Annotated in this window: 25 protein-coding genes and 2 pseudogenes; 21 read left to right on the plus strand and 6 right to left on the minus strand. The window is 44.6% G+C overall.

Annotated features, from left to right (window positions below; translation table 11 throughout):
* Positions 1-39 precede the first annotated feature (39 nt).
* The gene (locus ADS79_RS15850) at positions 40-468 is read right to left on the minus strand and encodes a VOC family protein (protein ID WP_049739399.1); all 429 of its coding nucleotides are present in this window, start codon (positions 466-468) and stop codon (positions 40-42) included.
* Between the two features lie 168 nt (positions 469-636).
* On the opposite strand from ADS79_RS15850, the gene ADS79_RS15855 reads away from it, so the two are divergent.
* The 3 genes from ADS79_RS15855 to ADS79_RS15865 all read left to right on the plus strand — a co-directional run bounded on the left by ADS79_RS15855 (position 637) and on the right by ADS79_RS15865 (position 3,192).
* A complete protein-coding gene (locus ADS79_RS15855) occupies positions 637-1,053 on the plus strand; it encodes an SRPBCC family protein (protein ID WP_049739400.1) in 417 nt (138 codons plus the stop codon).
* Positions 1,054-1,271: 218 nt separating this feature from the next.
* A complete protein-coding gene (locus tag ADS79_RS15860) occupies positions 1,272-2,096 on the plus strand; it encodes a MerR family transcriptional regulator (RefSeq protein ID WP_049739401.1) in 825 nt (274 codons plus the stop codon).
* 73 nt (positions 2,097-2,169) lie between these two features.
* The gene (locus tag ADS79_RS15865) at positions 2,170-3,192 is read left to right on the plus strand and encodes a serine hydrolase domain-containing protein (protein WP_049739402.1); all 1,023 of its coding nucleotides are present in this window, start codon (positions 2,170-2,172) and stop codon (positions 3,190-3,192) included.
* Positions 3,193-3,274: 82 nt separating this feature from the next.
* Here ADS79_RS15865 and ADS79_RS15870 read toward each other — a convergent pair.
* Positions 3,275-4,142, minus strand: a pseudogene (locus ADS79_RS15870) (helix-turn-helix transcriptional regulator); the annotation flags it as partial.
* A gap of 253 nt (positions 4,143-4,395) precedes the next feature.
* Here ADS79_RS15870 and ADS79_RS15875 point away from each other — a divergent pair.
* From ADS79_RS15875 to ADS79_RS15905, 7 genes are all read left to right on the plus strand, one after another.
* Positions 4,396-5,373: an AraC family transcriptional regulator gene (locus tag ADS79_RS15875; protein ID WP_049739403.1), complete on the plus strand. Its 978-nt coding sequence runs from the start codon at positions 4,396-4,398 to the stop codon at positions 5,371-5,373.
* A gap of 234 nt (positions 5,374-5,607) precedes the next feature.
* A complete protein-coding gene (locus ADS79_RS15880; protein ID WP_049739404.1) occupies positions 5,608-6,588 on the plus strand; it encodes an ABC transporter substrate-binding protein in 981 nt (326 codons plus the stop codon).
* Positions 6,589-6,623: 35 nt separating this feature from the next.
* The gene (locus tag ADS79_RS15885) at positions 6,624-8,249 is read left to right on the plus strand and encodes a helix-turn-helix domain-containing protein (protein WP_049739405.1); all 1,626 of its coding nucleotides are present in this window, start codon (positions 6,624-6,626) and stop codon (positions 8,247-8,249) included.
* A gap of 111 nt (positions 8,250-8,360) precedes the next feature.
* Positions 8,361-9,344, plus strand: a complete 984-nt coding sequence (locus tag ADS79_RS15890; RefSeq protein WP_049739406.1) for an ABC transporter substrate-binding protein — start codon at positions 8,361-8,363, stop codon at positions 9,342-9,344.
* An 85-nt stretch (positions 9,345-9,429) separates the two neighbouring features.
* Complete coding sequence (locus ADS79_RS15895; protein WP_049739407.1) at positions 9,430-9,618, plus strand: alpha/beta-type small acid-soluble spore protein; 189 nt, start codon at positions 9,430-9,432, stop codon at positions 9,616-9,618.
* 111 nt (positions 9,619-9,729) lie between these two features.
* Entirely contained in the window at positions 9,730-10,692 is a 963-nt protein-coding gene (locus ADS79_RS15900) for an AAA family ATPase (protein ID WP_049739408.1), read from the plus strand.
* Positions 10,693-10,707: 15 nt separating this feature from the next.
* The gene (locus ADS79_RS15905) at positions 10,708-11,346 is read left to right on the plus strand and encodes an RNA ligase family protein (protein ID WP_049739409.1); all 639 of its coding nucleotides are present in this window, start codon (positions 10,708-10,710) and stop codon (positions 11,344-11,346) included.
* Positions 11,347-11,576: 230 nt separating this feature from the next.
* On the opposite strand, the gene ADS79_RS15910 is transcribed toward ADS79_RS15905, so the two are convergent.
* On the minus strand, positions 11,577-12,341 hold the full coding sequence (locus ADS79_RS15910) for an SDR family oxidoreductase (protein ID WP_049739410.1): 765 nt from the start codon (positions 12,339-12,341) through the stop codon (positions 11,577-11,579).
* An 88-nt stretch (positions 12,342-12,429) separates the two neighbouring features.
* Entirely contained in the window at positions 12,430-13,698 is a 1,269-nt protein-coding gene (locus tag ADS79_RS15915) for an MFS transporter (RefSeq protein WP_049739411.1), read from the minus strand.
* Positions 13,699-14,004: 306 nt separating this feature from the next.
* Between ADS79_RS15915 and ADS79_RS15920 the strand changes: the two genes are divergently transcribed.
* The 3 genes from ADS79_RS15920 (at position 14,005) to ADS79_RS35855 (ending at position 16,014) form a co-directional block, all read left to right on the plus strand.
* A complete protein-coding gene (locus ADS79_RS15920; protein WP_049739412.1) occupies positions 14,005-14,586 on the plus strand; it encodes a TetR/AcrR family transcriptional regulator in 582 nt (193 codons plus the stop codon).
* A gap of 176 nt (positions 14,587-14,762) precedes the next feature.
* Entirely contained in the window at positions 14,763-15,209 is a 447-nt protein-coding gene (locus ADS79_RS15925) for a GNAT family N-acetyltransferase (protein ID WP_084765914.1), read from the plus strand.
* A gap of 325 nt (positions 15,210-15,534) precedes the next feature.
* Entirely contained in the window at positions 15,535-16,014 is a 480-nt protein-coding gene (locus ADS79_RS35855) for a TroA family protein (RefSeq protein ID WP_049739413.1), read from the plus strand.
* Positions 16,015-16,399: 385 nt separating this feature from the next.
* On the opposite strand, the pseudogene ADS79_RS15940 reads toward ADS79_RS35855, so the two are convergent.
* A pseudogene (locus tag ADS79_RS15940) lies at positions 16,400-16,795 on the minus strand (DMT family transporter); the annotation flags it as partial.
* A gap of 258 nt (positions 16,796-17,053) precedes the next feature.
* On the opposite strand from ADS79_RS15940, the gene ADS79_RS15945 reads away from it, so the two are divergent.
* Positions 17,054-18,994: an AraC family transcriptional regulator gene (locus tag ADS79_RS15945; RefSeq protein WP_049739415.1), complete on the plus strand. Its 1,941-nt coding sequence runs from the start codon at positions 17,054-17,056 to the stop codon at positions 18,992-18,994.
* Between the two features lie 43 nt (positions 18,995-19,037).
* Here the strand turns inward: ADS79_RS15945 and ADS79_RS15950 are convergent, their stop codons facing one another.
* Positions 19,038-19,448 carry a YjdF family protein gene (locus tag ADS79_RS15950; RefSeq protein ID WP_049739416.1) on the minus strand — a complete coding sequence of 137 codons (411 nt, stop codon included), beginning with the start codon at positions 19,446-19,448 and terminating at the stop codon, positions 19,038-19,040.
* Positions 19,449-19,779: 331 nt separating this feature from the next.
* Here ADS79_RS15950 and ADS79_RS15955 point away from each other — a divergent pair, with 331 nt between their 5' ends.
* The 7 genes from ADS79_RS15955 to ADS79_RS15985 all read left to right on the plus strand — a co-directional run bounded on the left by ADS79_RS15955 (position 19,780) and on the right by ADS79_RS15985 (position 25,753).
* Positions 19,780-20,802, plus strand: coding sequence for a hypothetical protein (locus tag ADS79_RS15955; RefSeq protein ID WP_049739417.1), 1,023 nt, complete (start codon positions 19,780-19,782; stop codon positions 20,800-20,802).
* A gap of 309 nt (positions 20,803-21,111) precedes the next feature.
* Positions 21,112-21,936 (plus strand): CsxC family protein, encoded by an 825-nt coding sequence (locus tag ADS79_RS15960; protein ID WP_236699999.1) that lies wholly within the window; start codon positions 21,112-21,114, stop codon positions 21,934-21,936.
* 162 nt (positions 21,937-22,098) lie between these two features.
* The gene (locus tag ADS79_RS15965; RefSeq protein ID WP_201783408.1) at positions 22,099-22,584 is read left to right on the plus strand and encodes a hypothetical protein; all 486 of its coding nucleotides are present in this window, start codon (positions 22,099-22,101) and stop codon (positions 22,582-22,584) included.
* Positions 22,585-22,786: 202 nt separating this feature from the next.
* A complete protein-coding gene (locus tag ADS79_RS15970; RefSeq protein ID WP_236700074.1) occupies positions 22,787-23,548 on the plus strand; it encodes an N-acetyltransferase in 762 nt (253 codons plus the stop codon).
* Positions 23,549-23,605: 57 nt separating this feature from the next.
* Positions 23,606-24,004, plus strand: a complete 399-nt coding sequence (locus tag ADS79_RS15975) for a hypothetical protein (RefSeq protein ID WP_049739420.1) — start codon at positions 23,606-23,608, stop codon at positions 24,002-24,004.
* A 42-nt stretch (positions 24,005-24,046) separates the two neighbouring features.
* Positions 24,047-24,703: a hypothetical protein gene (locus ADS79_RS15980; RefSeq protein WP_049739421.1), complete on the plus strand. Its 657-nt coding sequence runs from the start codon at positions 24,047-24,049 to the stop codon at positions 24,701-24,703.
* Between the two features lie 114 nt (positions 24,704-24,817).
* Positions 24,818-25,753: a DUF4261 domain-containing protein gene (locus ADS79_RS15985; protein ID WP_049739422.1), complete on the plus strand. Its 936-nt coding sequence runs from the start codon at positions 24,818-24,820 to the stop codon at positions 25,751-25,753.
* The last annotated feature ends 16 nt before the right edge of the window (positions 25,754-25,769 follow it).

Consider the following 25,769-nt stretch of genomic DNA (forward strand, 5'->3'; position numbering starts at 1 on the left):
AGGGTATCCATAGTGGATGCCCTCTTTTTCATGGTAATTTTATTGGCTGCACTCGCCGGGTTCGTAGTTAAACTGCCATTCGATGCCGAATTTATCGATTAAACTCCCATAGCATTTGCTCCAGAAGGTTTCCTGTAGCTCCAACCGTACTTGCGCGCCTTCTTTTAGCTTGTGAAAAGCGGATTCGATCTCCTCCCGATTCGCACTAACCATTGCGAGGCTGAAATTGTTTCCTGTTTGAAAAGGCATGCCAGGAAACGTATCGGAAAACATGACCGGACTCCCACTGATCGTCAAGCGAGTATGCATGATGAGGTCCTTCGCTTCTTCTGGGAGAGCAAAATTCGGATCGGGTGGTGTATCACCAAATCGCATCATCTGCGGAATGTCAGTACCGAAAACATTCGCATAATACTCTACTGCTTCCCGACAATTCCCGTTAAAGCTAAGATATACATTTACTGCCATTCGTTTCATTCCTTTGTTTTTCGAATTTGTTGAAAGTCGCCCCGATGACGTCTCTAGCTTGTAGCGAATCTCAGGCAAATATACCTAAGAATGCGAAATAGGCAGAAGGGATTAGGCGACGGATGTGGAAGAGTATTGGCTAGATCATCCCTGATCGGAGGAATCTAAATGACCACAGAAAAGCCCGTTGGATTAACGGCAAGCGTAGGCTACCAGATTGGCGTGAGAAGAACCATTCCAGTCGAGACGAAGCATGTATGGGACTTCTTTTTATCACCGGAAGGCTTGTCTATCTGGCTCGGAGACATTCAGCATCTCCCCATGCAAAAAGGTCAGTCCTTCCAGACAAAAGATGGGCGTTCGGGTGAGCTTCGCGTGGTAAAGCCGGGTGGGCACGTGAGAATGAGCTGGAAAAAGGCTGATTGGGAAGAGCCGTCCACTCTCCAGGTTCGCTTTTTGACACCGAGCCCTGAAAAAACGACGATCAGTTTTCATCAGGAAAAGCTGGCTGATGCGGATACAAGAGAAGAAATGAAGGAGCATTGGGAGCAGGCTTTGGCGAAGATTGAGGCTGCTCTTCGCTGAGATATGCCATTTGCAAGACGCTGCTTTGCTTATGCTGGCAAACGAATTACACACTTTACCGGGCCTGACTGAATGGTTAGGTCCTTTTTTATGCCAAAACGCAGAGCTCATTTTGCCGTTGACTTTACCCTTAGGGGAAGGCGCATAGTTGAAGGGAACAAAGCGACGATCATAATGCTTCGAGACTTTATAAAAAGTAGAGGAATGGAGGCGAGCCATTGCTATCAATTGGCGAATTTTCGAAGATATGCGAAGTATCTACAAAAACGCTTCGCTATTATGAGGAAATGGGATTACTGCCACCTGTGGAGATTAATCCTGAAAGTGGTTATCGGTATTATTCCATCGAGCAGTTAAAATCGATGCTCTATATTAATCGATTGAAATCGTATCATTTTTCGCTGGATGAAATCAAAGCCATACGGGATGCAGAGGACGATCAACCAGAAGAGAAGCTTTATGCTGTACTTACTCGCAAACGAAGGGAAATACAGGAGAAGCTGAATGCTCTGGAATATACCCTCAAGCAAATGAATTGTGATCTTCTTCAATTGGAAAAGGGCATTCCGATTATGTCCTACCTTGACGATATAGATGTGCAGCTTGTGGAAACGAAGCCAATGACGATCCTGTACGCGCGTAAGCAGATGAGCAGAAATGACTATGCAGCAGGCTATGGAATGTATTTTAGCAGTCTGTATGAAAAGGTAGCGAAGGAAAGACTCACTTTGCTAGGGACACCCATGACGATTTACCACAGTGCTGAATACAATCCTGACAGAAATGATACAGAGTTTGCCATCCCAATCCGTGAAGCGGTAAAAGGAACAAGAGATTTGCCCGGTTGCCTTTGTGCTAGGTCTGTTTGCAAGGGGGCCTATTCCGATTTGACATCGATTTACGCCAGGTTGAGGGAGTGGATCGAAAAAGAAGGATACGAAATGGTAAAGTCGCCATATGAAGTGTATGTAACCGACCCTAATCTATCGAAAGCATCCGAAGACATGATTACCGAGGTTTACTTTCCGATCAAGAAAAAATAGGGGTCATGCTTGCAAAATGCCATTCAAGCTAGCGAGTTAAAACATGAAAGATATTTGGGGAGGGTTCGATTCGATGATAAGTAATTATTTGCCCACTACGGAATGGCCAGCTATAGACCCTGCGACCGTGAGAATGGACGCGAAGAAGCTTGCAGAGCTAGAGCCTCTCATAAAATCTGATTATAGTAACATAAACGGCATCGTGGTTGTGCGGCATGGCTATCTCGCTTATGAAAAGTATTTTAACAATTATGGATCGGATGACACTCACCATGTGGCGTCTGTCACGAAAAGTGTTCTGTCTGCACTAGTAGGCATTGCGATAGAAGCTGGGTATATAAACGATGTCAATCAGAAGGTGCTGGATTTCTTCCCCGAATATGTCCCCAGCGCTGATGACCAACAAAAACGGGAAATCACGATTCGCCATCTTCTTACGATGACAGCCCCTTATCCATTTGAAGACTGGCAGGAGCCATTGGATCAGCTGTGCATGCAGCCTGATTGGGTCAAGTACACACTGGATATCTTGGGGAAAAAGGGCAAGATTGGAGCATTTAAGTACTCCACTGCAGGAGCACACTTGCTTTCAGCCATTCTTACACGCAGTACAGGCAAAAGCGCTCGGGAATTTGCCAACGAACGCTTATTCAAACCGATCGGCATGCAAGAAATCCCGGATCACGAGATGCAATCCTTTTCATATGATGATTTATTCGGGAAGAAGGTGAGAGGGTGGGTGAAAGATCCAAACGGCATTTCCACCGGTGGGTGGGGACTTACCCTGCATCCGCGTGATATGGCACGTTTTGGCTTGCTCTATTTGAATCACGGTATCTGGGGCACTGAACCGATCATTTCGAATGCATGGATTGAGGAATCAACAAGGATGAATCCTTATCATTACGGCTATCTTTGGTGGCTACGTGAAGAAAACGGCATTTTTGCATATTCAGCAATAGGGGATGCAGGCAATGTGATTTGCTGCATTCCAGAAAAAGACCTGGTGGTGGCTATTTCCTCACAATTTATGATGAATCCTCGCGACAGGTGGGCACTCATTAAGGAACAAATTCTCTCAACAATCCTTGCGTAGACAAAAAATTCCCACAAAAATACAGAAAAAGCCAGTCATAGAAAACTGGCTTTTCATCTCGTTTTATGAATTAGCGCGTTACATGATTTACCAAAACGTCATTGTATACAGAAGCATAGTGACCTAATTTAAGCTCAGTCTGACTTACTATTAATTCGTCTTCTCGAAAACTGTTTAAGAAAACTTTTCCGGCATAACCGGACTGTTCAAGATAGGCAAGGATTGTAAGCAGGTTCATTTGACAAAACATGTCTTCCCCAAACCATAAAACGATATAAGTATGCCTTTTATGAAAAAGCTTGTCTAATGGATCGATAACTTTCTTCTGATAATTTTCCACTGAATCCTGATGACCACCTGCTCGTGTCTGGATAAACGCCTCATCAAAAACCTGCGACGTAGCTGTGTTTATACACATCGCTTCATTAAAAGGCGCGTAATCAGAGTCTCCCATCAGCTTTTTTTCTGTAAATTCTTCATACATAGCCTGACCATTCAAGATGTTGAGTACATCTTTGTCAAACAGCTCACTCTTCGCATTTTGTAACTGTACAACCACCATTTTTTTAGCGATATTCAATCCACACCATTCCTCTCCTTTTTGAATCGTGAGCTTTGCAAATGATTGTACAGGCATCTTGTTCAGTTGATACTCTCTTGGATTGACACCAAAAACCGTTTTAAAAGCTCTGCTATATGCTTCTTGCGATGAGTAATTGTAATCGATAGCGACATCGATGATCCTCTTGTGATTTGCCAAATCTATCGTAGACAAATACAACCTTCTCAGAAGAATATAGCGTCGAATACTGATACCTGTTACCCGGTGAAAAGTAAACGAACAATAATAAGGGGAATATCCCATATAGGTAGCGAGCTCGCCTAAAGAAAAATCTTTTACATGGTCTTCCATCCATCCAATCAATCATACGCTGTATTTGTTCAATCATTATCCTCACTCCTACGTGCAATGATAAGAGCGCTCTATTTTTTTCTTTTGATATTTCTTGTGGTAAACCATCATTTCTCAAGAAAAAGCTGCTTTGACTAAGCAAATACAGTCTAACACTTCACAGCTCTCATGGGAGGGTGTTTTTCTTTGGCGTTTTTCTTATAGGGGATAGTCAAAAATGAAGACCTCATTTAATATAAATGATAGTAATTATCATTATCTGTTGGTAATAGCATTGAGGTGCATACGGGATGGAGACATTAGATTTTCACCAAAACTTTTATTTATTTTATGATGAGCTAGCGCAATCAGAGCGCCAGCAAGAAGCAGGCACACTGTATATGCAGCTTCAAAAGCAAACAGGTGAGGGAGGAATTCATCGGTTTATTCCTCGTTACGATATGGAGGTGGTTGTGACCGATTTCAAGTTCCATCGGGAGCATCGCGTACCGCTTTTTAACCCATTTGCTATGGTCGAGCTCAATTTTTGCTTGCATGGCACTCGAGAAGTAGCTGTTGACGGGAAGACCTATGAATTTACAGCAGGTATGAGTTCCTTACAATTCATGAATGAGCTGAGTGCACACTTCACTTATAGTGAAAAAGAGCCGTTCCTGATGCTGGGAATCGGGATTCCGGTTTCGACATTTGATCATTTTATGCAACAGGCTGATGGGGCAAACTCTCCCGATTTTTCTTCGCTGTTAGGAAAACGAGCATTACGCATTTTTCAAGAGACGATGACACCGTCCACCAAGCTTTTGCTCAAGCGAGTCATTGACGCGGCAAGCAGCGGGACCAGTAAAAATATCGAAATCGAGAGTGGCGTTCTACAGCTGCTCGCTACTGCTTTTCAAACATTCCTTGTAGATACCAACTACCACTCGACGGCGCTTTCCACCAGTGACATGCGAAAAATTCAACAGGCTCGCGACATTATTTTGGAGCGCATGGTAGACCCTCCATCATTGATTGAGCTATCTCGAATGATTGGCATGAATGATTACAAGCTGAAGATCGGTTTTAAAGAAATGTATCATACGACAGTGTTTGGTTACCTCAGGGAGAAGCGTTTGGAAAAAGCACTGCTTTTGCTTAAGCAGGGAGATATGAATGTGACCGAAACATCCTTTGCTGTCGGATATTCCAATTCGAGTTATTTTGCTGAGGCATTCCGCGAGAAATACGGGATCAATCCGAGTGCATTCGTGCGACGTTCACATATATAACCCGGCGTGAAGGAAATGTATTTACTCTCCGAGAGCGTGTTATGGATAGAGACGATGGATATTGATCGTATTTTCCCTCCAACCAGTGAAGTACTCCGTCTACAGGTGGAGAGGGAAGGTCGGATGTTAGTATCATGTCTCTATTGATAATAAATCTCAATGAACCAGTTCGTGTCCAGTTAAGCCAAAGACTTTGGACAAATCGAATATGGTAGGAAAAGGAGAGCGCCAAAAATGCAACACAGATTTCGATTACCTGTTCTGCTCGTATGCATCCTGATGATGATTCTTTCCGGATGTGGACAATCGACGGAGCAACAGGCAGCACAAAATGCAAACAAAGAAACAGCGGAAACGACAGCTTCCAGTTCAACTGCTAACAAAACGACTTCATTTCCAAGAACGATCAAGCACCTCAGTGGCGAGACCACAGTAGCACAAGAACCTGAAAAAATCGCTACACCGTATATCGCTTTCGTAGATTATTTAGCCGTGTTGGATGAATATCCAATAGCTGCTCAGGGTGTCTCTGTCATTAAAAGCAATTTTCCAAACCTCAGCCAGCGCCTGGAAGGAAAAGCGGTTGAGGACCTGGGGATGGAGGTTGATTTGGAAAAGCTGCTCGCCTCCAAGCCAGATCTGATCATTGCTGCGGATGATATGCAGGATAAGTATGAAATGCTTTCCCAAATTGCTCCTACAATTATTTTGCCGCAGGCAGGGGACTGGCGTGAGACGCTGCTTCAGTTGGGGGAGGCAATCGGGAAAGAAGACACCGCCAAAAAGGTACTAGCCGATTTTGACCAAAAATCTGCTGAATATAAAGAAAAACTGGCTTTTCGAAGCAACGAAACCGTTTTGTTCGTCATGTACAACGGAAAAGAACAATTTACGACCTGGAATGATGGACGCTTCGATCCGTTTTACAAGGGACTGGGGCTAAAGCCAGTCGAGAGCGCAAACAGAAACGGGCAATTATCATTGGAATCATTGGTAGCACTGAATCCGGATCATCTGTTTGTCATTAATAACTGGCAAAATCCCGTGCAGGGGGGTGTGAAGGCTGCTTTGAAGGACAGCAATGTGTGGAATAGCTTGAATGCCGTCAAAAACAACCATGTGTACGAGCTCGCAGACCCTTCATTGCCTGGACCGATGGCACTCGCAAAAATCGATGGGATCGAGGAAATTATGAAGGCGATGGGAAAAGAGTAAAACATGGTTGTCTTTGAACAAGGAGGATAACCAGTTTGTGGAGAAACAAGCCGGGGAACGGTCAGGTGAGTGTGTTTTCATTTCTGGATATGAGACTCATCACATGCGGTTCCCAACAGATCGTGAGCGAGATGTTCGTAAAAGATTACACCTTGCTCTACATAGTAGGTGGGACTGGACAGCTTATGATAGACGGGCAAAAGGTAGATTTGCTCAGGGGAAAAGCCATCCTTTTACTGCCTGCCATGCTCATAAAATGGAATCAAAGTGCCAAACAACCGCTTCATTATTATTGCTTGACGTTTCAGGCATTGCGGCAAGTCGCTCAAGACGACCAGATCATTTCCTATGAAAAGGTAACAGATGGAGCCATCTTTCCGCAGCACACACAATTATCACCTTCTTACAGCAGCGAATTGGCTAGCCTTCTGCCTCACATGCATACAAGCTATATGAGCGCAAGTGAGGAACGGTCGTACAAGCATCAAACCATTTTCCATCAAGTGCTTGGTACATTATTGGAACGAAAAGAGGAAGAGTGCCGGTGTGATGGACTTGATCCGATAGCGCTTGCCACAACTTATATGGAGCAGCATTACGATCAAGAAATAAGTCGTGATACGTTAGCTGGCATCGCGGGAATGAGCCCTTGGTATTTTTCGCACAAGTACAAGGAAGTAACGGGTCATAGTCCTAGTATCATGCTTCGGGATATCCGCATTCGTATGGCGAAGAAGCAGCTACTGCGACAAGATTCTTCGATCAGTGAAGTGGCCCATCGGGTTGGGTACCGGGATGAAGCTTATTTTCGAAGCATTTTCAAAGAGCAGGTGGGGCTGTCCCCTACCATGTTTGTGAAGCGGAAACGGGATAAAATTGCTGCCTTGAGCTATCATTACGCGGCCCATTTATTAACCCTAAACATCGTTCCCTATGCTACCTATGTGGAGCAAAAGCGTGAAGGTCACCGTAGACAGTTTCATCCCTCCATCGCCTGTCATCTGAGACGGGCGAGGCATCTGGATACAATTGACATGGAATACAATCTGCGCGCATTGGTGCAAGCGAAGCCGGAAGTGATTCTTTGCGATGAGCTATTTGACGGGCAGGAAAAAGGCATGCTTGAAAAAATAGCTCCAGTTGTGGAGATTCCTTGGCTGGGGATGGATTGGCGGGAGCATTTTCGAGAAATTTCTTCTTTTGTAGGGAGAAAAAAAGAAGCGGATCAATGGTTGTCCTCGTACGAACGCAAGGCGCAGTTGATTCGTAAGCAGCTAAAGACTAGACTGGGCTCAGAGCGAGTTGCGCTTTTGCATGTTATGAATGGAAAGCTGCTAGTATACGGGATGAGAAATGGGGGCTCTGTCTTGTACCAGGACTTGGAGCTCACACCTGTGCATAATTCGAATGTTATCGAAGTGTGCAAAGAGATCGAGATAGATGAGCTATCATGTTATGACAGTGATAGACTGCTAGTCGTAGTTGATGAGGACAAGCTATCCAAACAAGCATGGAATGAACTGCAAATGAGAGAGCAGTGGATTGGTTTACAGGCAGTGCAGCGTGGGCAGGTTACGTCTGTGCAAGAAATTCCGTGGCTGGAATATTCGCCGTTTACCCATACGATGGTGCTCGATGAAGCCGCACGTCTGTTTGGGTAGTCTGATCGCACAATTCTCCTTGTTTTTTTCGCACGGATGTCCATAGAGAGAAAATGGGCCATGTGCTACAATCTTCTGTGATAATGAGAATCAATATCTCAGGAGGGCGTCATGAACGGAAATAAAAACGGCAATTTGTTACTCGGCTTTATTCTTCTATTCGCTTTATTCCTATCAGCTTGCGGGGCTCAGGGGTCTCAAAGCTCAGGAGAGCCTGCTGTACCTGCTGCAAACGATGCCAAATCGCCAGTAGAAAATACAAGCCGCACTTATCAAGACGTCATTGGAGCCGTCGAGATTCCAGCTGAACCCAAGCGAATCGTAGCTCCTTATGTAGAAGACGCCCTCATCACACTTGGGGTAAAGCCGGCCATGCAATGGGCGTTGGGAGATTTGGTCCAAGAATATTTGCAGCCACATTTGAAAGACGTACCACGGCTCGATTTTACGGACGGTGTAAACATGGAGGCCCTGATTCAAGCGAATCCGGATCTGATTGTGCTCTATACGAAAAATTTGGCTGAGAATGGAGCGTATGAACAGTTCAACAAGATTGCGCCTACCTATGCTTTTGATGACGCAACGGTCGATTGGAGGGGAACGTTACATATACTCGGACAAATGCTGAATAAAACAGATGCCGCAGAAAAAGCGATTCAGCATTATGATCAGAAAGTAGCGGAAGCAAAAGAGAAGCTACAGCCGATCACCAACGGTAAAACGTTTGCTGTCATTCGAATCAAGCCAAAGGAAGTCCTGTTGATGGACGGCACTTACTATAGCGGTCCTATTCTTTACCAAGACCTTGGCTTGCAGCCGCATAAGCTTGTGCGTGAATTAGCATGGGAGTATCATAAACCACTTTCACTAGAAGTTTTACCTGAGCTGGATGCCGATTATATCTTCTTGCTAGTGCAGGGAGAGGCTGCGAAAGTAAAAGTGAAGGAATTGACAGACAGCTCGATCTGGAAAGGCCTGCCTGCTGTCAAAAATGGACACGTATTTGAAGTCGACAACACCTATTGGATGGCAAGCGGGGCGATTGCAAACGAAATGAAAATAGACGATGTCGTGAAGTATATTACATCTCCATAATTTGTTAATTACACCATTGAATGTATGCCCAAATCCTGCACATACTACCTCTACGAAAGGCCAATAACATCCAGAGGTGGTAAACATGGCAAACTCCAACACGATACTAAAATACCAGGCAAGAGCAGCGCTTGATCAGCTCAAGTACGAAATCGCTGCAGAATTTGGTGTGAATCTTGGCGCAGACACGACATCCCGCCAAAATGGTTCTGTCGGTGGAGAGATGACAAAGCGGTTGGTCCAATATGCAGAACAGCAAATGTTTCACATGTAAAATCCCTCTCTGGAGGGATTTTTTCTATAGGTGGAAAAAAAGATCTGGACGCCTCCCTAAAATTTGGTATGATGATATGAATTACCTTCCATTGAAAGGAGGTGAGATATAGTGAAGACGAAGCTTATTGTTATGACTGGCATTGCTGGTAGCGGAAAAAGTACGTGGGCAAAAGAAATTGCCAAAAAAGAACGAGCAACGATTATATCCACGGACGAAATAAGACAGCAACTCTTTGGTGATGAAGACAAGCAAAAGCGAACAGCGCAAGTTTTTTACGAGGTCTATTCCAAAATGGAAAGCGAGCTGGCGAAAGGAAAAAATGTCATCCTGGATGCCACTAATATTGACCGCGAGAAGCGGATGAAGGTTCTGTCGAAATTTCCAGATACGCAAAAAGAATGCTACTACTTGGATGTACCTTATCCGATTTGCCTGAATCGAAATCGAGGTCGTAAGCGAAAGGTAGACGATTTCATCTTGACGAAGATGAGGAAAAACTTCCACTTTCCGGTTTTAAATGAGGGATGGGAGGGCATTCATCTTCTGCATGAACCGATGCCCTATTCGATTACCAAAGAGGAATTTACCCAGCTCGTGAAAAGTGAACCAACCTATGATGCCTTATTTGAGAAATTGAGCATGATCCCAGCCATTCAAGAGATGCTTAGTTTCAATCAAGAAAACCCGCATCATCAGCATACGCTTTGCAAACACACCTTTCATGTACTGGACTATGTGAACGCTTTTTACACAGAGTCTGATAAGTTTCTGATGCAGGTAGTCGCCTTGTTTCACGATGCTGGTAAACCGTTTTGCAAAACGTTCAAACCATTAAAGGGGCATTACTCCTACTATGGGCATGAGTACGTTTCGGCTCAAATCGCGTGTCATTTTCTGAAAGAGATGGGATTCGAGGATGAATTCATTTTTCAGGCCGTAAACTTGATTCAAATGCACATGAAAATTAACTATGGTACTCAGCAAGACATCTCTGAGATTTATCATTTGTTAGGCGATGAAGCTTTATGGAGGTTGTATTTCTTTAAAGAAGCGGATGCCTACGCCAAGTAAGAAGGTGAATAGAAAATGAGGAAGAAATACCCGAGAACCTTCCATTTGCCCTGGTCGCGAAGTAGAACGGACGATGATAAAATCTTGAGAACCGTCACTCACTTCGAGGGAAAGGAAGTGGTAGTCACTGAAAAACTGGATGGCGAAAACACTACGCTATACCGGGATTACATTCACGCCAGATCCATTGATAGTAAAGACCACGAATCGAGGCATTGGGTAAAAATGCTACATGGCATGATATCCTTTCACATTCCTGATGGCTGGAGAATTTGCGGGGAAAATGTTTTTGCCAAGCACTCTATTTATTATGAGACGCTCACAAGCTACTTTTACGTGTTCTCGATCTGGAATGAAAATAATGAGTGTCTGTCGTGGGATGAAACGAACGAGTGGGCAACACTTTTAGGCTTGGAAGTAGCTCCTGTTTTATATCGTGGAATATGGAACGAAGACAGAGTCAAAAGCTGCTACACGAAAGTTTCAGTTTTTGGCGGTGAGCAGGAAGGATATGTAGCGAGGGTCGCGGATCGTTTTCTGTACGAAGACTTCAAGTGGTCAGCAGCCAAATTTGTCAGAAAAAATCATGTGCAAACTGATCAGCACTGGCTGGCGCAAGCAGTTGTGCCGAATGGAATAACAACGAACAACTAAAAGAAATTCGTTAGGAAGGGATTGAGGGCAATGTAATTCGCAACGGGTACTTTACGTTCAAACAGATTATCGTTAGGAAGAAAGATGGTTTTATAGAATCCCTAAGTGATTGGAGATTGTAAAAAGCTATCTTACAACCGAGCATGCGAAAAGCAAAGCATGGAGATCCCTTTGCGAAAAGGAATCCACATGCTTTTTTCATTGCCTGCGAGGCTTCGAATCCTAATCGATCACAAATGAGATCCGCCGCTTGCGTCAATCAACTGGCCAGTAATCCAGCGACTTTCCGATGAAGCGAGAAAGGCAGCGATATCGGCTACATCATCAGGCTCGCCCCATCTGTTGAAAGCGGAGAGTCCAGCTGCATATTTCTGTCCATCCGGATTTTGCAAGGTTCCAGCGTTCATTTCTGTATTAATGATGCCAGGCAATATAGCATTAACCGTGATTTGACGGCTGCCAAGCTGCCGAGCCAAGGCAAGCGTAAATGTGTTGATTGCTCCCTTTGATACACTGTAGGTGAAAACACTCGGGGAAGCGGCGCGCGTCACGAATGATGAAATATTGATGATACGGCCTCCATCCTTCAAACGAGGCAACGCTTGCTGGGTAACAAACAATGGCGCTTTGACATTGATGTTCATAACCTCGTCAAATGATTCCTCTGTCGCTTCCTCCAGAGTCAAGATTTGCCCGATACCTGCGTTGTTTACCAAAATATCAAACCGATTCTCGCCTGTACGTTTTCGCAGCTCTTCATCCAATTTGGCGTATAAGTCACGAATGCCGTCTTGTGTTGTTAAGCTGGTACCAATGGTAAAGGCAGAACCTCCTTGCTGCGAGATCTCATCAACGACTTGCGCTGCTTCCTTTTCTCTATTGGCATAGTGCACGGCGACGATAGCGCCTTCCTGTGCCAAACGAAGCGCAATTCCTCGACCGATTCCTCGACTCGCTCCAGTTACTAATGCAATTTTCCCTTGTAGCTTGCTCATTTTCCCATCTCCCTGTTTTGGATTCATGTCAGTTATATCACAGGGAGATGATTGAAAAGTTGCTCTGTCATTCAAGAGCCTATGTCCATCATCTGTGGCGCGACTCACGCAGAGTCAAGCCCCAAAACAACAGCGCAGCCGCACTGACAGAGGCACCCAACAGACAAACACCATACCAGCCAGCGTATCCATACATGCTTGTAGAGGCTATCGACCCGGATGCGCTGCCAATCGAATAAAAGATCATGTAGCTAGCTGTGATTCTGCTGCGTGCTTCAGGGCGAACGGAAAAAATAAGACTTTGATTGGTCACGTGCACCGCTTGAACGGCCAGATCAAGCAGGATAATCCCTGCAGCCAAAGCCCATAAGGAAAAATCAAGTGAGTAGATCGGCCACCAGGAGAGGAGTAATAGCAGGAGGGCAATACCTGTCGTCCTTTGCCCGAATCCGCGATCGGCTAGCTTGCCTGCGCGAGCTGCCGCGATGGCACCTGCGACTCCAGCCAAGCCAAATGCCCCGATAGCCGAGTGGGACAACGAAAACGGAGCGGCATGAAGCGGAAGTACCAAGGATGTCCATAAAATGCTGAACGCCATGAAGATGAGAAGTGCTAACATACTGCGGATACGTAGAAGGCGTTCTTGGGCATACAGAGCAATTGTGGAGCGCAGGAGCTGCAGGTAAGACAAGCGCTCTTTTTTTCGTTCATCATCAGGGAGCTTCCCGTACAAAAACATAGAGATTGCCAGCGTAAGGAAAGCTGCAACGAGGTAAACAGAGCGCCAGCCTGCCAGATCGGTTATGATCCCTGCAAAGGAACGGGCCAGCAAAATCCCAATCACGACACCGCTAGTTACAAAACCAACGACACTGCCTCTTTGAGTCGCGTCAGTCAAGGAAGCTGCATAGGAAACCAGGGTTTGTGTCACTACCGCAAGAAGACCGACGACAGCCAGACTGACAAACAGCAGAACACCCGATGAGGAAAAGCCAACACCGAGCAAGGCAAATACCATGAGAACCATGTGAGCAAGAATTAAGCGACGGCGATTGAAAAGATCGCCAAGTGGGACTAGCAAGAACAGTCCGAGTGCATAACAGATTTGTGTTACGGTGATGACGATGCCAATCGACGAGTGAGTCATGCCAAAATCGTTAGCGATGTTATCGAGAAGGGGGTGTGCAAAGTAGATGGTGGCAACGGCCATCCCGCAAGCCGCAGCAAACAGAAATGTTAACAAGCGTGAAAACGAGGGGGTGGAAATCGATTTTGCTTCCTGCCTGATTGCATAGGTTTGTGCTGTTTGTCTTGCAGAGTCGTCTTTTGTAGAAGCGTCACGCTGAAGATCAACCATAAGATTTACAGCTCCTTTTTTCGGATGAATGGTGGTTGTACTGTTATATACCAAATGGTACATAACTGTGATGAACTCAATTTAATTCCTTATTACTTCGTTTGTCAACCATCGTTTATCATTTTTGTGATCAATAATTAATCTGCTGAGAAACTTTATTCACAAACAAAAATTAAACGGTGTTATTTGATGGATAGATACATTTGACAGCAAAAGATATCCTTGGTACTGTGAGTGTACCGAATGGTATTTAACTATCGATCTCGAATGAACTCGGGATTTTCCGCATAGAAAAGAGGCAAAGATATGGTGCGACCACGTGAGTTTCAAGAGGATAAAGCGCTGGAAAAAGCAATGCATCTGTTTTGGGCGAAGGGGTATGAGGCCACTTCCTTGAGCGATCTCACATCCAGCATGGGGATTCAAAAACCGAGCATTTACGCTGCTTTTGGAGATAAAAAAGACTTATTCGAGGCAGCGCTGCGAAAATATATACACGAACACGCTTCTTTTATCAGACGACAGCTGCAAAGCGTCTCCTCTGCCAAGGAAGCAATTCGTTCCCTTTTTGAAGAAATTACGAGGCAGTCATATGAAGATGATCGGAATCGCGGATGCTTTTGTATTAATACGATGGTAGAGCTTGCCCCTCATGAGCCAAGATTTGAAGTGCTTACACGGGAGCATCAGCTGTATTTGTCTGTCATTTTTCTGGAGACGATTGAGCGGGGAAAGAAGTCAGGAGAGTTTCAGCCGGGTGTAAATGCCAAAGCACTCGCGAATACATTGGTCGTTTCATTGATCGGATTGACGGTAATGATGAAATCACGTCCGGATCGAGGATTTGTAAATCAGTCTGTTGAAACGATCTTGTCTTTACTTGATTAGCAGTATTTTGACGCAGCGAAACAAATCACAAGCGAATAGTTTTTGATTTTGAAGGGAGTGATGTGGTATGAAAAATATCCAATTTATGGTGATGGAAAGAAGAGAAGAGGTATCGTTTTAGCCACAGAGGAGACTGTGAGATTCCTCTGTGAATTCATTTTCTGGAGGAACAAAACATGAGGATCAGACTAGAGCCTGTAACCATTGAAAATTGGTATGATTGTACTAACCTCAAAGTCAAACCGGAGCAACAGCGTGTTTTTCCGGCACCGGTTGTCTCCTGGATTGCTGAAGCGAAATTTGTGAGTGAGTTTCAACTGCGAGCTGTATACGGGAATGAGGAATTAGTCGGATTTATTGTTTTCTGCAATAAACCCGATGGCGACGGTAACTACTGGATTCCTGCAGTGATGATTGACGAGAAATACCAGGGAAGAGGATACGGGAAGGCTGCACTCCAAATACTCATTGAGCTTATGAGTGAAATGGGCTTCAAAAGGCTAATGATTGGACACAGGCCAAATAACCAAATTGCCGGGCGCTTGTATGAGTCTCTCGGATTCGAAAAGGTCAGTGAGGAAGTCATAGATGGGGAGATCGTGCGGCTTTTGCAGATAACCTAATCATGCTGCTGCCTAAAAAAGTACTGCAGGTTATGAGTGGATAACCAAATACCAATTGGTACAAAATGATTGAGTAGACGGCCTCGCCCTGACTTTTATGGGACTGAGGCCGTTTTATTTGTACACCTTATATAAATCATTTAGTGAATGCAAAGAGAATTTACATAATAAATATTATGTTAATTGAATATTATTAAATAGGCTCTCAGTCGTTTCCTTTCAAAAACATGAGACGAGTCATGGCAAACCTCCACCTGAGTTATTTGGAAACTGGTACAAAATTGGTATAGATCAGAGCAAGCACAAATTAAAAGAAGCGGGGATCTTGGATAAAACGATTTCAATTATGGAAGGCAAAAAAAGCCTGTCCGTCATTATGAGCAAAGAATACGGTCGAGGCTCACAAGTCATTTATGATTATTTGGGGATGAAAGCGCCTGCGATCATACAGAAGGACATAGACAATGGAACAACTGATCATTGTTCCCTCCGAAGAAACCTACCAAGCGTTACAGAAAGTGGCTCCGACGGTCTACATCCTCATGAAAGCATGTCAGTAGACGAGAGACTGAAGAAATTAGGGGAAGTATTAGGAAAAGAAGGCGAGTCTCAAGCCTTACTGGCAAACTTCTATGCAAAAGTGGAAGAAAGTAAGAAACGATTGAAGGAAGCGGGGGTTCTGGACAAAACCGTGAGCATCATGGAGGGCGGAAAAGGAAACATGGGTGTCGTCAGTAGCAAGCAATACGGCCGCGGTTCGCAAGTGATATATGAATACTTGGGGATCAGAGCGCCGAGGAAGTAGCCGCATCGGGTAACAACACAATCATACATGATGTCTCATTCGAGGTTTTGTCCGAGTACGCGGGCGATTACATCTTGCGCTCCTCCTACTAAGGCATGGTAGATTTGTCCCAAAACTCCGTGTGGAATAATATACCCGCTGGCTTATCGATATCAGCTTTGGTCTGGCCTATTACAATGACATTTACTCTTTGGATAAGCAGCTTGATTATATCGTAGAGAGTCTTCATCGTACAAAAAGTTGTAAAACACATGCAGGTACAAAGTGGCACTCCATTCATTTGAGTGGGGAGGCTAATTTTTTCAAGGAGAGAAAACGGATGCTCATCGCCTACCGACAAGCGCTTTTTCCTCCGCTTGTACAAAAGAGAGCTTCCTTAGTCGAATGTCGCGAGCATAACAGAAATGGATTTTTTTACCGTAATTTTTTCTTTCAAGATCATGCGGGCGAACAGGACCATAAAGGCAGGTGTCGTTGATGTAAGTATGGCTCCCATTTGTGCAGAGGAAAGCATGGTTCCGACCTCTTGGGTTACGATTGAAACCGTGTTCCCAAATACCCCAATCAAAATGATCAGAAGCCAGTCACGTTTTGCAACACACCATGATTGTTTTGTTACTCCTCCGATCAGTAGTAATGCGAAAAGAGCAATTACATAGCGCAGCCATACTAATTCAAGTGGTGGTACAACATCGACCACGACTTTCACGACAACATACATACCGCCCCAGATACTTGCGGCGAGTGATAAATAGAAAGAACCAAGTAATGTATTTTTCATTGTTGCCCTCCGTTTAATAGACAAGGATTCATGTCCTTAACGGAGACGTAATTATTCTTCCGTTAAGGGAGAATAATTACAGGCACATCATTTTCAAAAAGTGGTGAATACATCATCAGCTTTCATCTCCTTTCAAAGCTGTCTAATATTTTACAACGATTAGCAGTTTCCTGAAAGATGATAATTGATAGAAATGATAATCATTATCAATTATAATGAAGCTGGTCAAATGGAAATGAACGGGGTTGAACAAGCGCTATGATCATTAATGACCAACTACTTTTGTGGAATCACGCGTCTATAAAGGTACTGGATGTACGCCACTCTGTTTTACGGGCAGGAGAAGCCGTACAGTCTTATAGGCTGCCTGCCAGCGTCTTTATGTTCGCCACTCGGGGAGAAGCATACATCAAGCTGGATGAAGCAAAGCATGTCGCAGGGCGATTTCAGATCGTTCACTGTGGCAAGGGAACCATGCTGGACATCTTTTTGGCAGAAGAGGAATTCGAGTACTACATGATTTTTTATAAAGCTTCGTTTCCGCTGACCCTCCAGCCTAAACTGGTCGCGCTTTTGAAGCAATACAATCCATTTCAGCTGCAATACCGTTTTTTGCCGATCGATCCGCTGTCCATTTGTCGGATCGTCAAGGACATGGAGCAGGAGTGGAGAGAGTTCCGCTATTTGGAGCGTTTCCAGGTTAAATCATTGTTTTATCAGTTCGTCTCTCTTGTTTTACAGCAAATACATAAGGAAGGTATCGAAATGATAGAACCGGACCTTGCCCTACAAGCCATGTTGTACATCGAGGAGCATTATGCAAAGCCGATTACGCTGGAGTCGTTAGCAGAAATTTTGAACTACAGCATCCCGCAGTTATCTGTGCTCTTCAAGAAAAAGACGGGCTACAGCGTCATCGATTATGTCATACGGAAACGAATTGATTGTGCAAAGTCGTTGCTAACTCAGACTGATGCAACTGTAAAAGAAATTGCTGCGAGTGTAGGGTACAAGGATTCGTTTTATTTTGGGCGCCTATTTAAAAAGGGCGTTGGGGAATCCCCCGGACAATTTAGAAGACTTGAGCGCACAGAACGAAAAGCAGAGAATAGTCCTTCTGTTCCCATCAGATCGTCTATTGCCTTGGACCGACTCTGGCGATATATTAGTGATGATAATCATTATCAATACAAACATAACAGAGAGGGACGAATACTGATGTTCAAACAATCCAAATCCGTCACAGTTGCTTACTTGATGCTCTGCTTAGCGCTGCTATTAAGTGCCTGCACTAGCCATGCTCCCAATTTGCAGGCACCGTCAGGGAAGCAGTCGTCTTCTGCAACGACTTCCGCACCACCAAGCTCTGCGCAAACAAAAACAAAAGTCATTTCAACGATCAACGGTGATATCGAGATTCCGGATCATCCTAACCGCATCGTTGCTGATCAGTACTTGGGCAGTTTCATTGCTCTTGGAGTTATACCAATCGGTGCACCAGGCTTGCACAGACAGAATCCGTATTTGGCAGAAGCGCTCAAAGCGGTAGAGGATACGGGCGATGTAACTGGATCTTTGGAAAAAGTCGTCGAGCTGCAGCCGGATCTCATCGTAACAGGCGACACACAAAACAGATATGAGTCTTTATCAAAAATTGCTCCAACCATCTCTATTCCTTACGGCAATTTGAAAAATGCTCATGAAGAACTGACCTATTTCGGCAAGCTCCTCGGAAGAGAAAAAGAAGCAGAAGCATGGCTTGCAGACTATGATCAACGGATTGCTGCAGCCAAAGAGAAGGTCAAAAAGGTCATACCGGAGAACGCAACCTTCTCCATTCTGGAATCGGCGGAGAAAAATACGTATGCCTATGGAGAAAATTTCGGACGCGGTGGACAAGCCGTGTATCAGGCACTCGGATTAAAACCGCCAGCTGCGGTAGCCAAAGACATTTTTGAAAAGCAGTGGGCAGAGCTATCTAATGAGCTTTTACCCAAATACGCCGGAGACTATATCATCCTGACATCAAATGATCGTACCATTGAAGATCTCAAAGCAGATCCGATCTGGTCGACTTTTGATGCCGTGAAAAACAATCGTGTCTACATATGGAAAGAGGAGCGATCCTGGTACTACGACCCGATTGCAGTCCTGTCGCAGACTGAGGAGATCGCAGCTTGGTTGACAAAAGAACAATAAACTAATCGCCGCATGCACAAAAAAGGGCTGCCTTGGGCAACCCTTATCTTCCTCTGTGCTTTTCTTTTGCCTTCTGGACCTTCAGAAGGTATTTTTTCTCTTGAAGCAGTTCATCTTTTTTCTTATTCGTTGCTTTTCTTTCCTTTTTTCGTAAATCCAGATCTAGCTTCATAGCTTCTTGGGCAAACGTGGAGACGCCAGTCACCCGCACTTCCTTGGCAACCTGCCTAGCGAGTCGCTTCGGATTGATCTTATGGTGTGGCGCCTTCTTGATGTCGACCTGCTCCTTGCTGGATGACAGGAGAGCGAGCAATTGATGCTGAACAAAATCCATCACTTCCGCATCTTTTGGTTCAGGACCAAAGATAAATTGGGAAGCTCTTAATTTTGTCCCTTCCTGAAGCTCAACGACTCCTACCCAATACTGACCATTGAAAAATACGGTTAGTTTCAAATTAACCGCCCCCTTTATTTGGATCGCGAATGATGGACATCCCAAGGGGGGAAGGTTACTGACAGGGGATACGTGTGCATCTCACCTGCGTCCGGACTACCAACCGGAGCTGTGTTTTTACATTCTATGTAAGATTATCTAATGATTCTGCATTCTTTGCAAGTGGGATGAAGTGCTGTTACTTATGGGGCCGAGCCTGATCCAGTCCATTTGTTTGATCACCAATAAAGGGCAAGCGTCTATACCGAAATGAGAAGTCGAACGTATTTATAGAGAAGGTGTAATAAAAAGGAAGTCTGTAAAGCTACAGCGGAGACAAGGAGGGTCAGAGATGGCAATCCAGAAGCGAACGCCCTCGAAAAAGAAGCCGTATATCAATCATCAGGGATTCCAGAACATACCGATTACGCCTGGAAAAAAAGTAGCCTATTTTAAACAACCGGTAAAACAGCGGGAAGTCGATGATAGCCCGCGACAACCTTTCGATCCATTATCTAAAAAAAATAGACAACAGAGTAAGCACCCGAGTAGGGACGGATGGAGAAAATCACAAGCCCAAAAAGAAAAAAAGACCTCGTCGATTTATCCGATAGCGAAATATTCCCTTGCTGAGCCTGACTTTGTTGAGGGACAAAAGGGAAAAAGCGAGACACTACCCGAGCAGAATGAGCATCTCCCTTCCGCAGAAGGTGCCGAGTCAGTAGCGGTTGAAACTGAACCAGCGAAGCAAGCAACTGCACCCGTTACTATGAAACAGGAAGCACCTATGTTGCAAAGCAAATCCTTTGTACAAACGAAGTCCAACAATCAGGTGATATTGGCTAACGTAGCTTACACGGACCAGGTAGACGCTTCCCTGATCCAGGTATCGGTACTTGAAGAAATTTGGGACGTAGATTGGGTCCAACCGTTTGAGGTGGTTTGGAACCAAGATTGGGAAGAGATTCAATCAGAAATCAAGATTCATGTTCAGGACGTCCGTCAGGATTATCAAAAAAAGATTGTGTGGATCAGAGGAGATTTGGAACTGACCGCAAAGGGTACGCTGGCCCAGGATCGAAAGCTTGTCTATGAAACACTTTGCTTTCCATTTACTTCCACTATTTTACATCCAGCTATATCAAAACGCAGCAAGGAAACGAAAGCAAGTGGAGAACATGAACCCGCTCCACTGAATGAAAAATGGATTGAGACAGGGGAGTGGAGAGCGATGCTTCTCTCAGATCCGTTTCATCATTTTTCATCGGGAGCAGGGGTATACAACGGGCTGGCTTCAATTAGCGGGCGCATATGGTGGTTTCGAAAACAGCTTATCCCCGTGCACATGATAAACCGAATGCAAGGTTCCTTATGAGGCTACAACAAAAGCTGTGATCATCAAACAAAGCGGCCGGTTGTTTTCTGCATAGGTAGCGGGATAAGGAACCAGTAAACAGCAAGAGCGACTCTAGCATTTTTGTCATTGCACAGGGGATGAATCTTGGCTGCTTCCGAACGGGATAAGCCTACATACTCCTGCTCGTTTTATCGAGACATTTTACATAGCTGGTCGCAAGAATAGGTGAAAAAAGGGCAGATAACGCTTGGCAATCGCCAATGCCATCTTCCTGCCAAGCCATATCATATAGAGAGGGATGGTAACTTTTAAGGAGGAAAATAAAACATGGGGAAACATGACGACAGTGGTAAATTCAGAGTCGAATACTACTGTGATGGGAAGGATGACGACGACAAGCATCATCACAAGCATGACAAGGACGATCACAAGAAGCCGCCATCGAATTCTTGCAGCGTAGGGGATGTGCACGTATTCGGGACATCTTCAATCGAAACCATTTTTCCCAAAACGATTAAAGTGCCAGTCACACTTGCAGAGACTTCCGTTGTTGTGTGCGTGGAAGCAAATATGAATCTGGAAAAACCCGCAACGGAAATCATTCGCGCATGGAAAAGCGCAATTATCGAGCAATGTGAGCTGGTACCTACCTTTAATCCGTATTCTGCAAAATTGTTCGTAAAGGGCTTCATTCGTAAAAATATTGAGTATGCAACAGTTGACCATACCTCACCAAGCTCAGTATGCGGAGATATTCGGCACATGACTGCTTTCTTGCCCTTTGATTTTTGCACAGATATCACCTTTCCACAGACAGGTCCGTCACTGCAGCTTTCACCAGATTTCTCGTCATCTGGAGCTCTGGCGAATCATTGTGGCAACGGAGCACAGATCAACACCGGACTGTTTAGCAATCGGCAGGTATATAACGAAAAGCCATTTTGCGAATTGATCTATACAGAATTCACTGAGCTGGATATCGGCAAAAATCTAAAAAATGTCTCCGGGTTCGTACAATCTTTTACATCTGTTCAGGAAAAAATTGTGCTTCGTATCGGACTCAAAATTTTGCAAAATCAACAAGTTCCTTTGCCTGTCATCTGTCCGACACCTCCACCGCCTCCACCACCGAAATGCAATAAGAAATGGTGAGGAGAGCTTCAGAATCCAGCAATGGAAACCTGGGTATCTGAGCTGGGCACCTAGAGAGATGATGGATTGGGAAGGATTATGCTTAGTGATCGACCAGACACTGACTACGATTGTTAGTGTCTGTTTCTTTTTCATCCCTTTCATGAAAAGAATCCTAGGAGATTGAAAAGTAAAGTATTTTGTATGCGTTGGAAATATGCGGTAAAATTTAAAGAAAACGAAAAACTGTCATGCAAACAATCCAGACTGCTACGATCAGAGGTGAAAACTCCTTTGTTAGACAAAAATATTCCTTATTATAACGTGATTATGAGGCGTCGTTCGGGTATAGCTGCTTCCTCTTTTTCCTTACCCTCGGGCTATACGTATGCTTGGTTTGAACCTGGTAACGAGAAGAAGTGGGCGGAGATTGAGACTTCCGTTGGCGAGTTTACAACAGTGGAACAAGCCCACCTTTACTTTCGTGAACACTACCTGCCGTACGTAGATGAAGTAAATTATTTACATACGCAAACCTGGAGCTACAAAGCGATTGGGCTGTATATTCAGGCGGGCTTCGAAATCCTTGAAAATGAGAGCTTCAATGGTTATCAGAATGATTATGAAAAGGCAATGCCTTTCATAGAAATGAAATTGCGCAAAGGATGAAAATTGCTCGGGAATATATAAGAGATGAAAAAGCGTATATTTTATGACGAATAACTAATAACGTTCGCTTTATTTTGTGTTTCAAGCTGTTTAGTGTAAAAATTTACGGGGGTAATACTTTTTGCAATGACGAGTATGTCGGCAAAAACCGAATGATCGCATAACCGATGTAATAGTTGAAAGGAGAAAAAGGATGAAAGAAATGATGGATATTCTTGCATTGACGCAGGAGAATATTTTTGATCAGCACATCTGTTGCTCCTTATCCGATAAAGACAATCAAAACGGGGTCACACTTAAAAAGCAGTGGCTACAGTGCCGAATGGAAGAAGGCCTGGTTTTTAAAAAGCTGGATGTTCGAGGAAAAGTTTTCATCGAGTATATACCAGCTGAATACGCGTGGGCGCCAATCGAAGCTGCGAACTATTTGTTCATCAATTGCTTTTGGGTTGCAGGGAGATATAAAGGTCAGGGATATGGAGCGAGATTGCTAAACGAGTGCATGCAAGATGCGAAAGAAAAACACGGCATCGTTGCTATCTCCAGTGCGAAGAAAAAACCGTACCTCACAGACAAGAGTTACTTTATCAAGAACGGCTTTCAGGTGTGTGATACAGCCCCACCGTATTTTGAACTATTGGTTAAACGTTTTGACGATCAAGCTCCATACCCCACATTCAAAGCAACAGCAAAAAAAGCACGAATCGAGCAAACAGATGGGTTGGTAGTCATGTATACCGACCAATGTCCATTCACCGATTTTTACGCGAATCAAGAACTCGACGCCATTCAAAAAGAATTCCAAATCCCTGTCCAGCGGATCAAGCTAACTAGCAGAGAGGAAGCGCAAAATGCAGCCTCCCCGTTCACAACCTACACTGCTTACTGGAACGGAGAGTTTTTAACGCATGAGATTTTGAATCGGAAGAAGTTTGAGGCGTTCTTGAATAAGCGGAAGACGTAGGGAGTGAACACGGATTTGAGGATTTTTACCGTACACATGTGAAAGGAAGGAAAACATATGGGCGTAGCATATAACCTGACTTGCAAACGGTGCTCATATAATCAGAATGTATTTTTGGGAATCGGGTTCCGATACATGTATTTGACAGATATTTTGGAATGGTACGAAGAGCCCATAGGCAAGGAACGTCTTCGCGAATTCAGTAAGGACGAGATTACCAAGCATGTCTGTTATCACGGTCTTTATTTGTGTAATGAATGTAAATTCTTGTTAAATGCGGTATATTTGCATTTGGAATCGCATTCGGACATCTATACAAATCGCTACAATTGTCCTCGCTGCTCAGGAGTCATGCCTGCAAAGCCGATAGATGACGAGATTGAAGCAGTTGCCTTGGCTTGTCCAGATTGCGGCCATGCAAATCTGGTATGCCGGTCTTACATGGACTGGGATTAGGAGAGCTCCACCAATTGGATCGGAAGAAAGGAAGTAAAAATAATGAAAAATTGGCCAACAGCGTTTCTTGATCCTGAAAAATTGAAACAACGTCTACTCGCTTGTAGTGCTCTCGACATCATTCTATGCTCAGAAGACTGGCTGCGCAGATTTCAGTTTTATCCTCATTGGGATGAGGGAGTAGCGATGGCGAGCATCAGCAACGGCGCTGGAGACGATATGTTTGTCCTATTCACTCCTGAAGGGGTACTGGTAAAAGGATTCGATCATGAATCAGAGATGAGTCCACACGCTAGAGAAGATTTTGAGGTTTGGCCTGGCATTTACGAGCAGGTGCCTGCTTCATTGCTCTCCCACCTTGAAGACGAAGCATTTACCAAAGACGACGTTACTTTTTGCTTATGGAGAGAACCGGGCGATACGGTGTGGAAAACAGGTGATATACATAATCCGCAGCAGCTTGATGATGGTTCTGGCTTTCTGCTGGGAATGATTTATGATTTAGCTGAAGACTATGTCGAATGGGCAGAGGACTACTACGAAATGGAGCTTTCGCTTGATGCCGTTACACATATTTATCGTAGCCTCTTCATGAGCGAAACAATCATTTTAGAATTAAATCCGGAACGAAATGTCGAGTCGGCCGTAAAAGAATTAGAAGAGATCGGTATTTTGGTTCAGCGACAAAGCCAAGGATGAGCGTTAGCGCGTTTTTGACTGGACAATAAAAGGATACAGCAAGAGCATGGTGATCCCTTGAAAAGTGGGGATGATCAATCGTTGCATGGATCATATGAAATGGAGAGGGAAAAGATGCCAAAAGGGTTATATTCTCAAGGGGTTGCCATTCTGCTTTCGAAGTCTGTAACGATTCAGCAAATCGCAGAAGCACTTCAACAAAAGTTTGCTATCATGAATGTAAATGAATCATCCGAGCAATGGGTATTTAGCGGTCCCAGCTTGCTCATTCCGTTTCGCCCTGAAGACAACGGATATATTCAAGTTGATGTTGTAGACAGACAATGGCCGGATGAGATGGGAGATCCCGCCGGGGACACCATGCTGTTTGGCGCCTGGACGATGGGCTTTTTCGGACCTTTTACGTACCCGAATAATCTGGAACGTGCCGCACAGCAGGCGTGGGGGTACCCAGAGGGACGACAGGCTGCCGCTGAACATACCGCGTTTATCCGCGTCCGTTCCAGCTTTACGTTGGGGCAAACAGATGAGCAGGCTCCAGTTCTGCCCGAGGATTACGATCCATTTACAGAGCTTTTGGCTTTGAATTCGGTATCGGAGACGCTTCTTCAAATGCCGGAATCACTTTGCTATTTTAATCCTAATGGAGAGTCGCTCGCTTCTGCTGACACGATGCAGGAGATGAAACAACGCTTCGAAGAAATAGAGCTGCCTCCGCTGGAGCTATGGTCCAATGTGCGCCTGTTCAATTTACCAGAAGACTGGCTCATGATGGATACTGTTGGTATGCTTCAATTAGATGCAATCGATCATGAGGCGATTTTCCATGGTCAAATGTATGATCCGAATGAGGTAGCCAGTTTTCTCAGAAATATCGCGAATTATGTGTATGAGAATGGACCCGTGATTAAAGACGGTGATACTACAGACGGTCCGGGTGAGATTTACTGGAAGGGTGTCTTGCTGGATGAAAGCTTGACGAATCCACCGCGTCAAGTCATCAGGTGGTATCCACTGGACGAAAAGGAAAAACCTGCAGGCTTGGAGTAAGCAAGAATCATAGGTA

It is taken from the genome of Brevibacillus reuszeri, assembly GCF_001187725.1.
Lineage (GTDB): Bacteria > Bacillota > Bacilli > Brevibacillales > Brevibacillaceae > Brevibacillus > Brevibacillus reuszeri.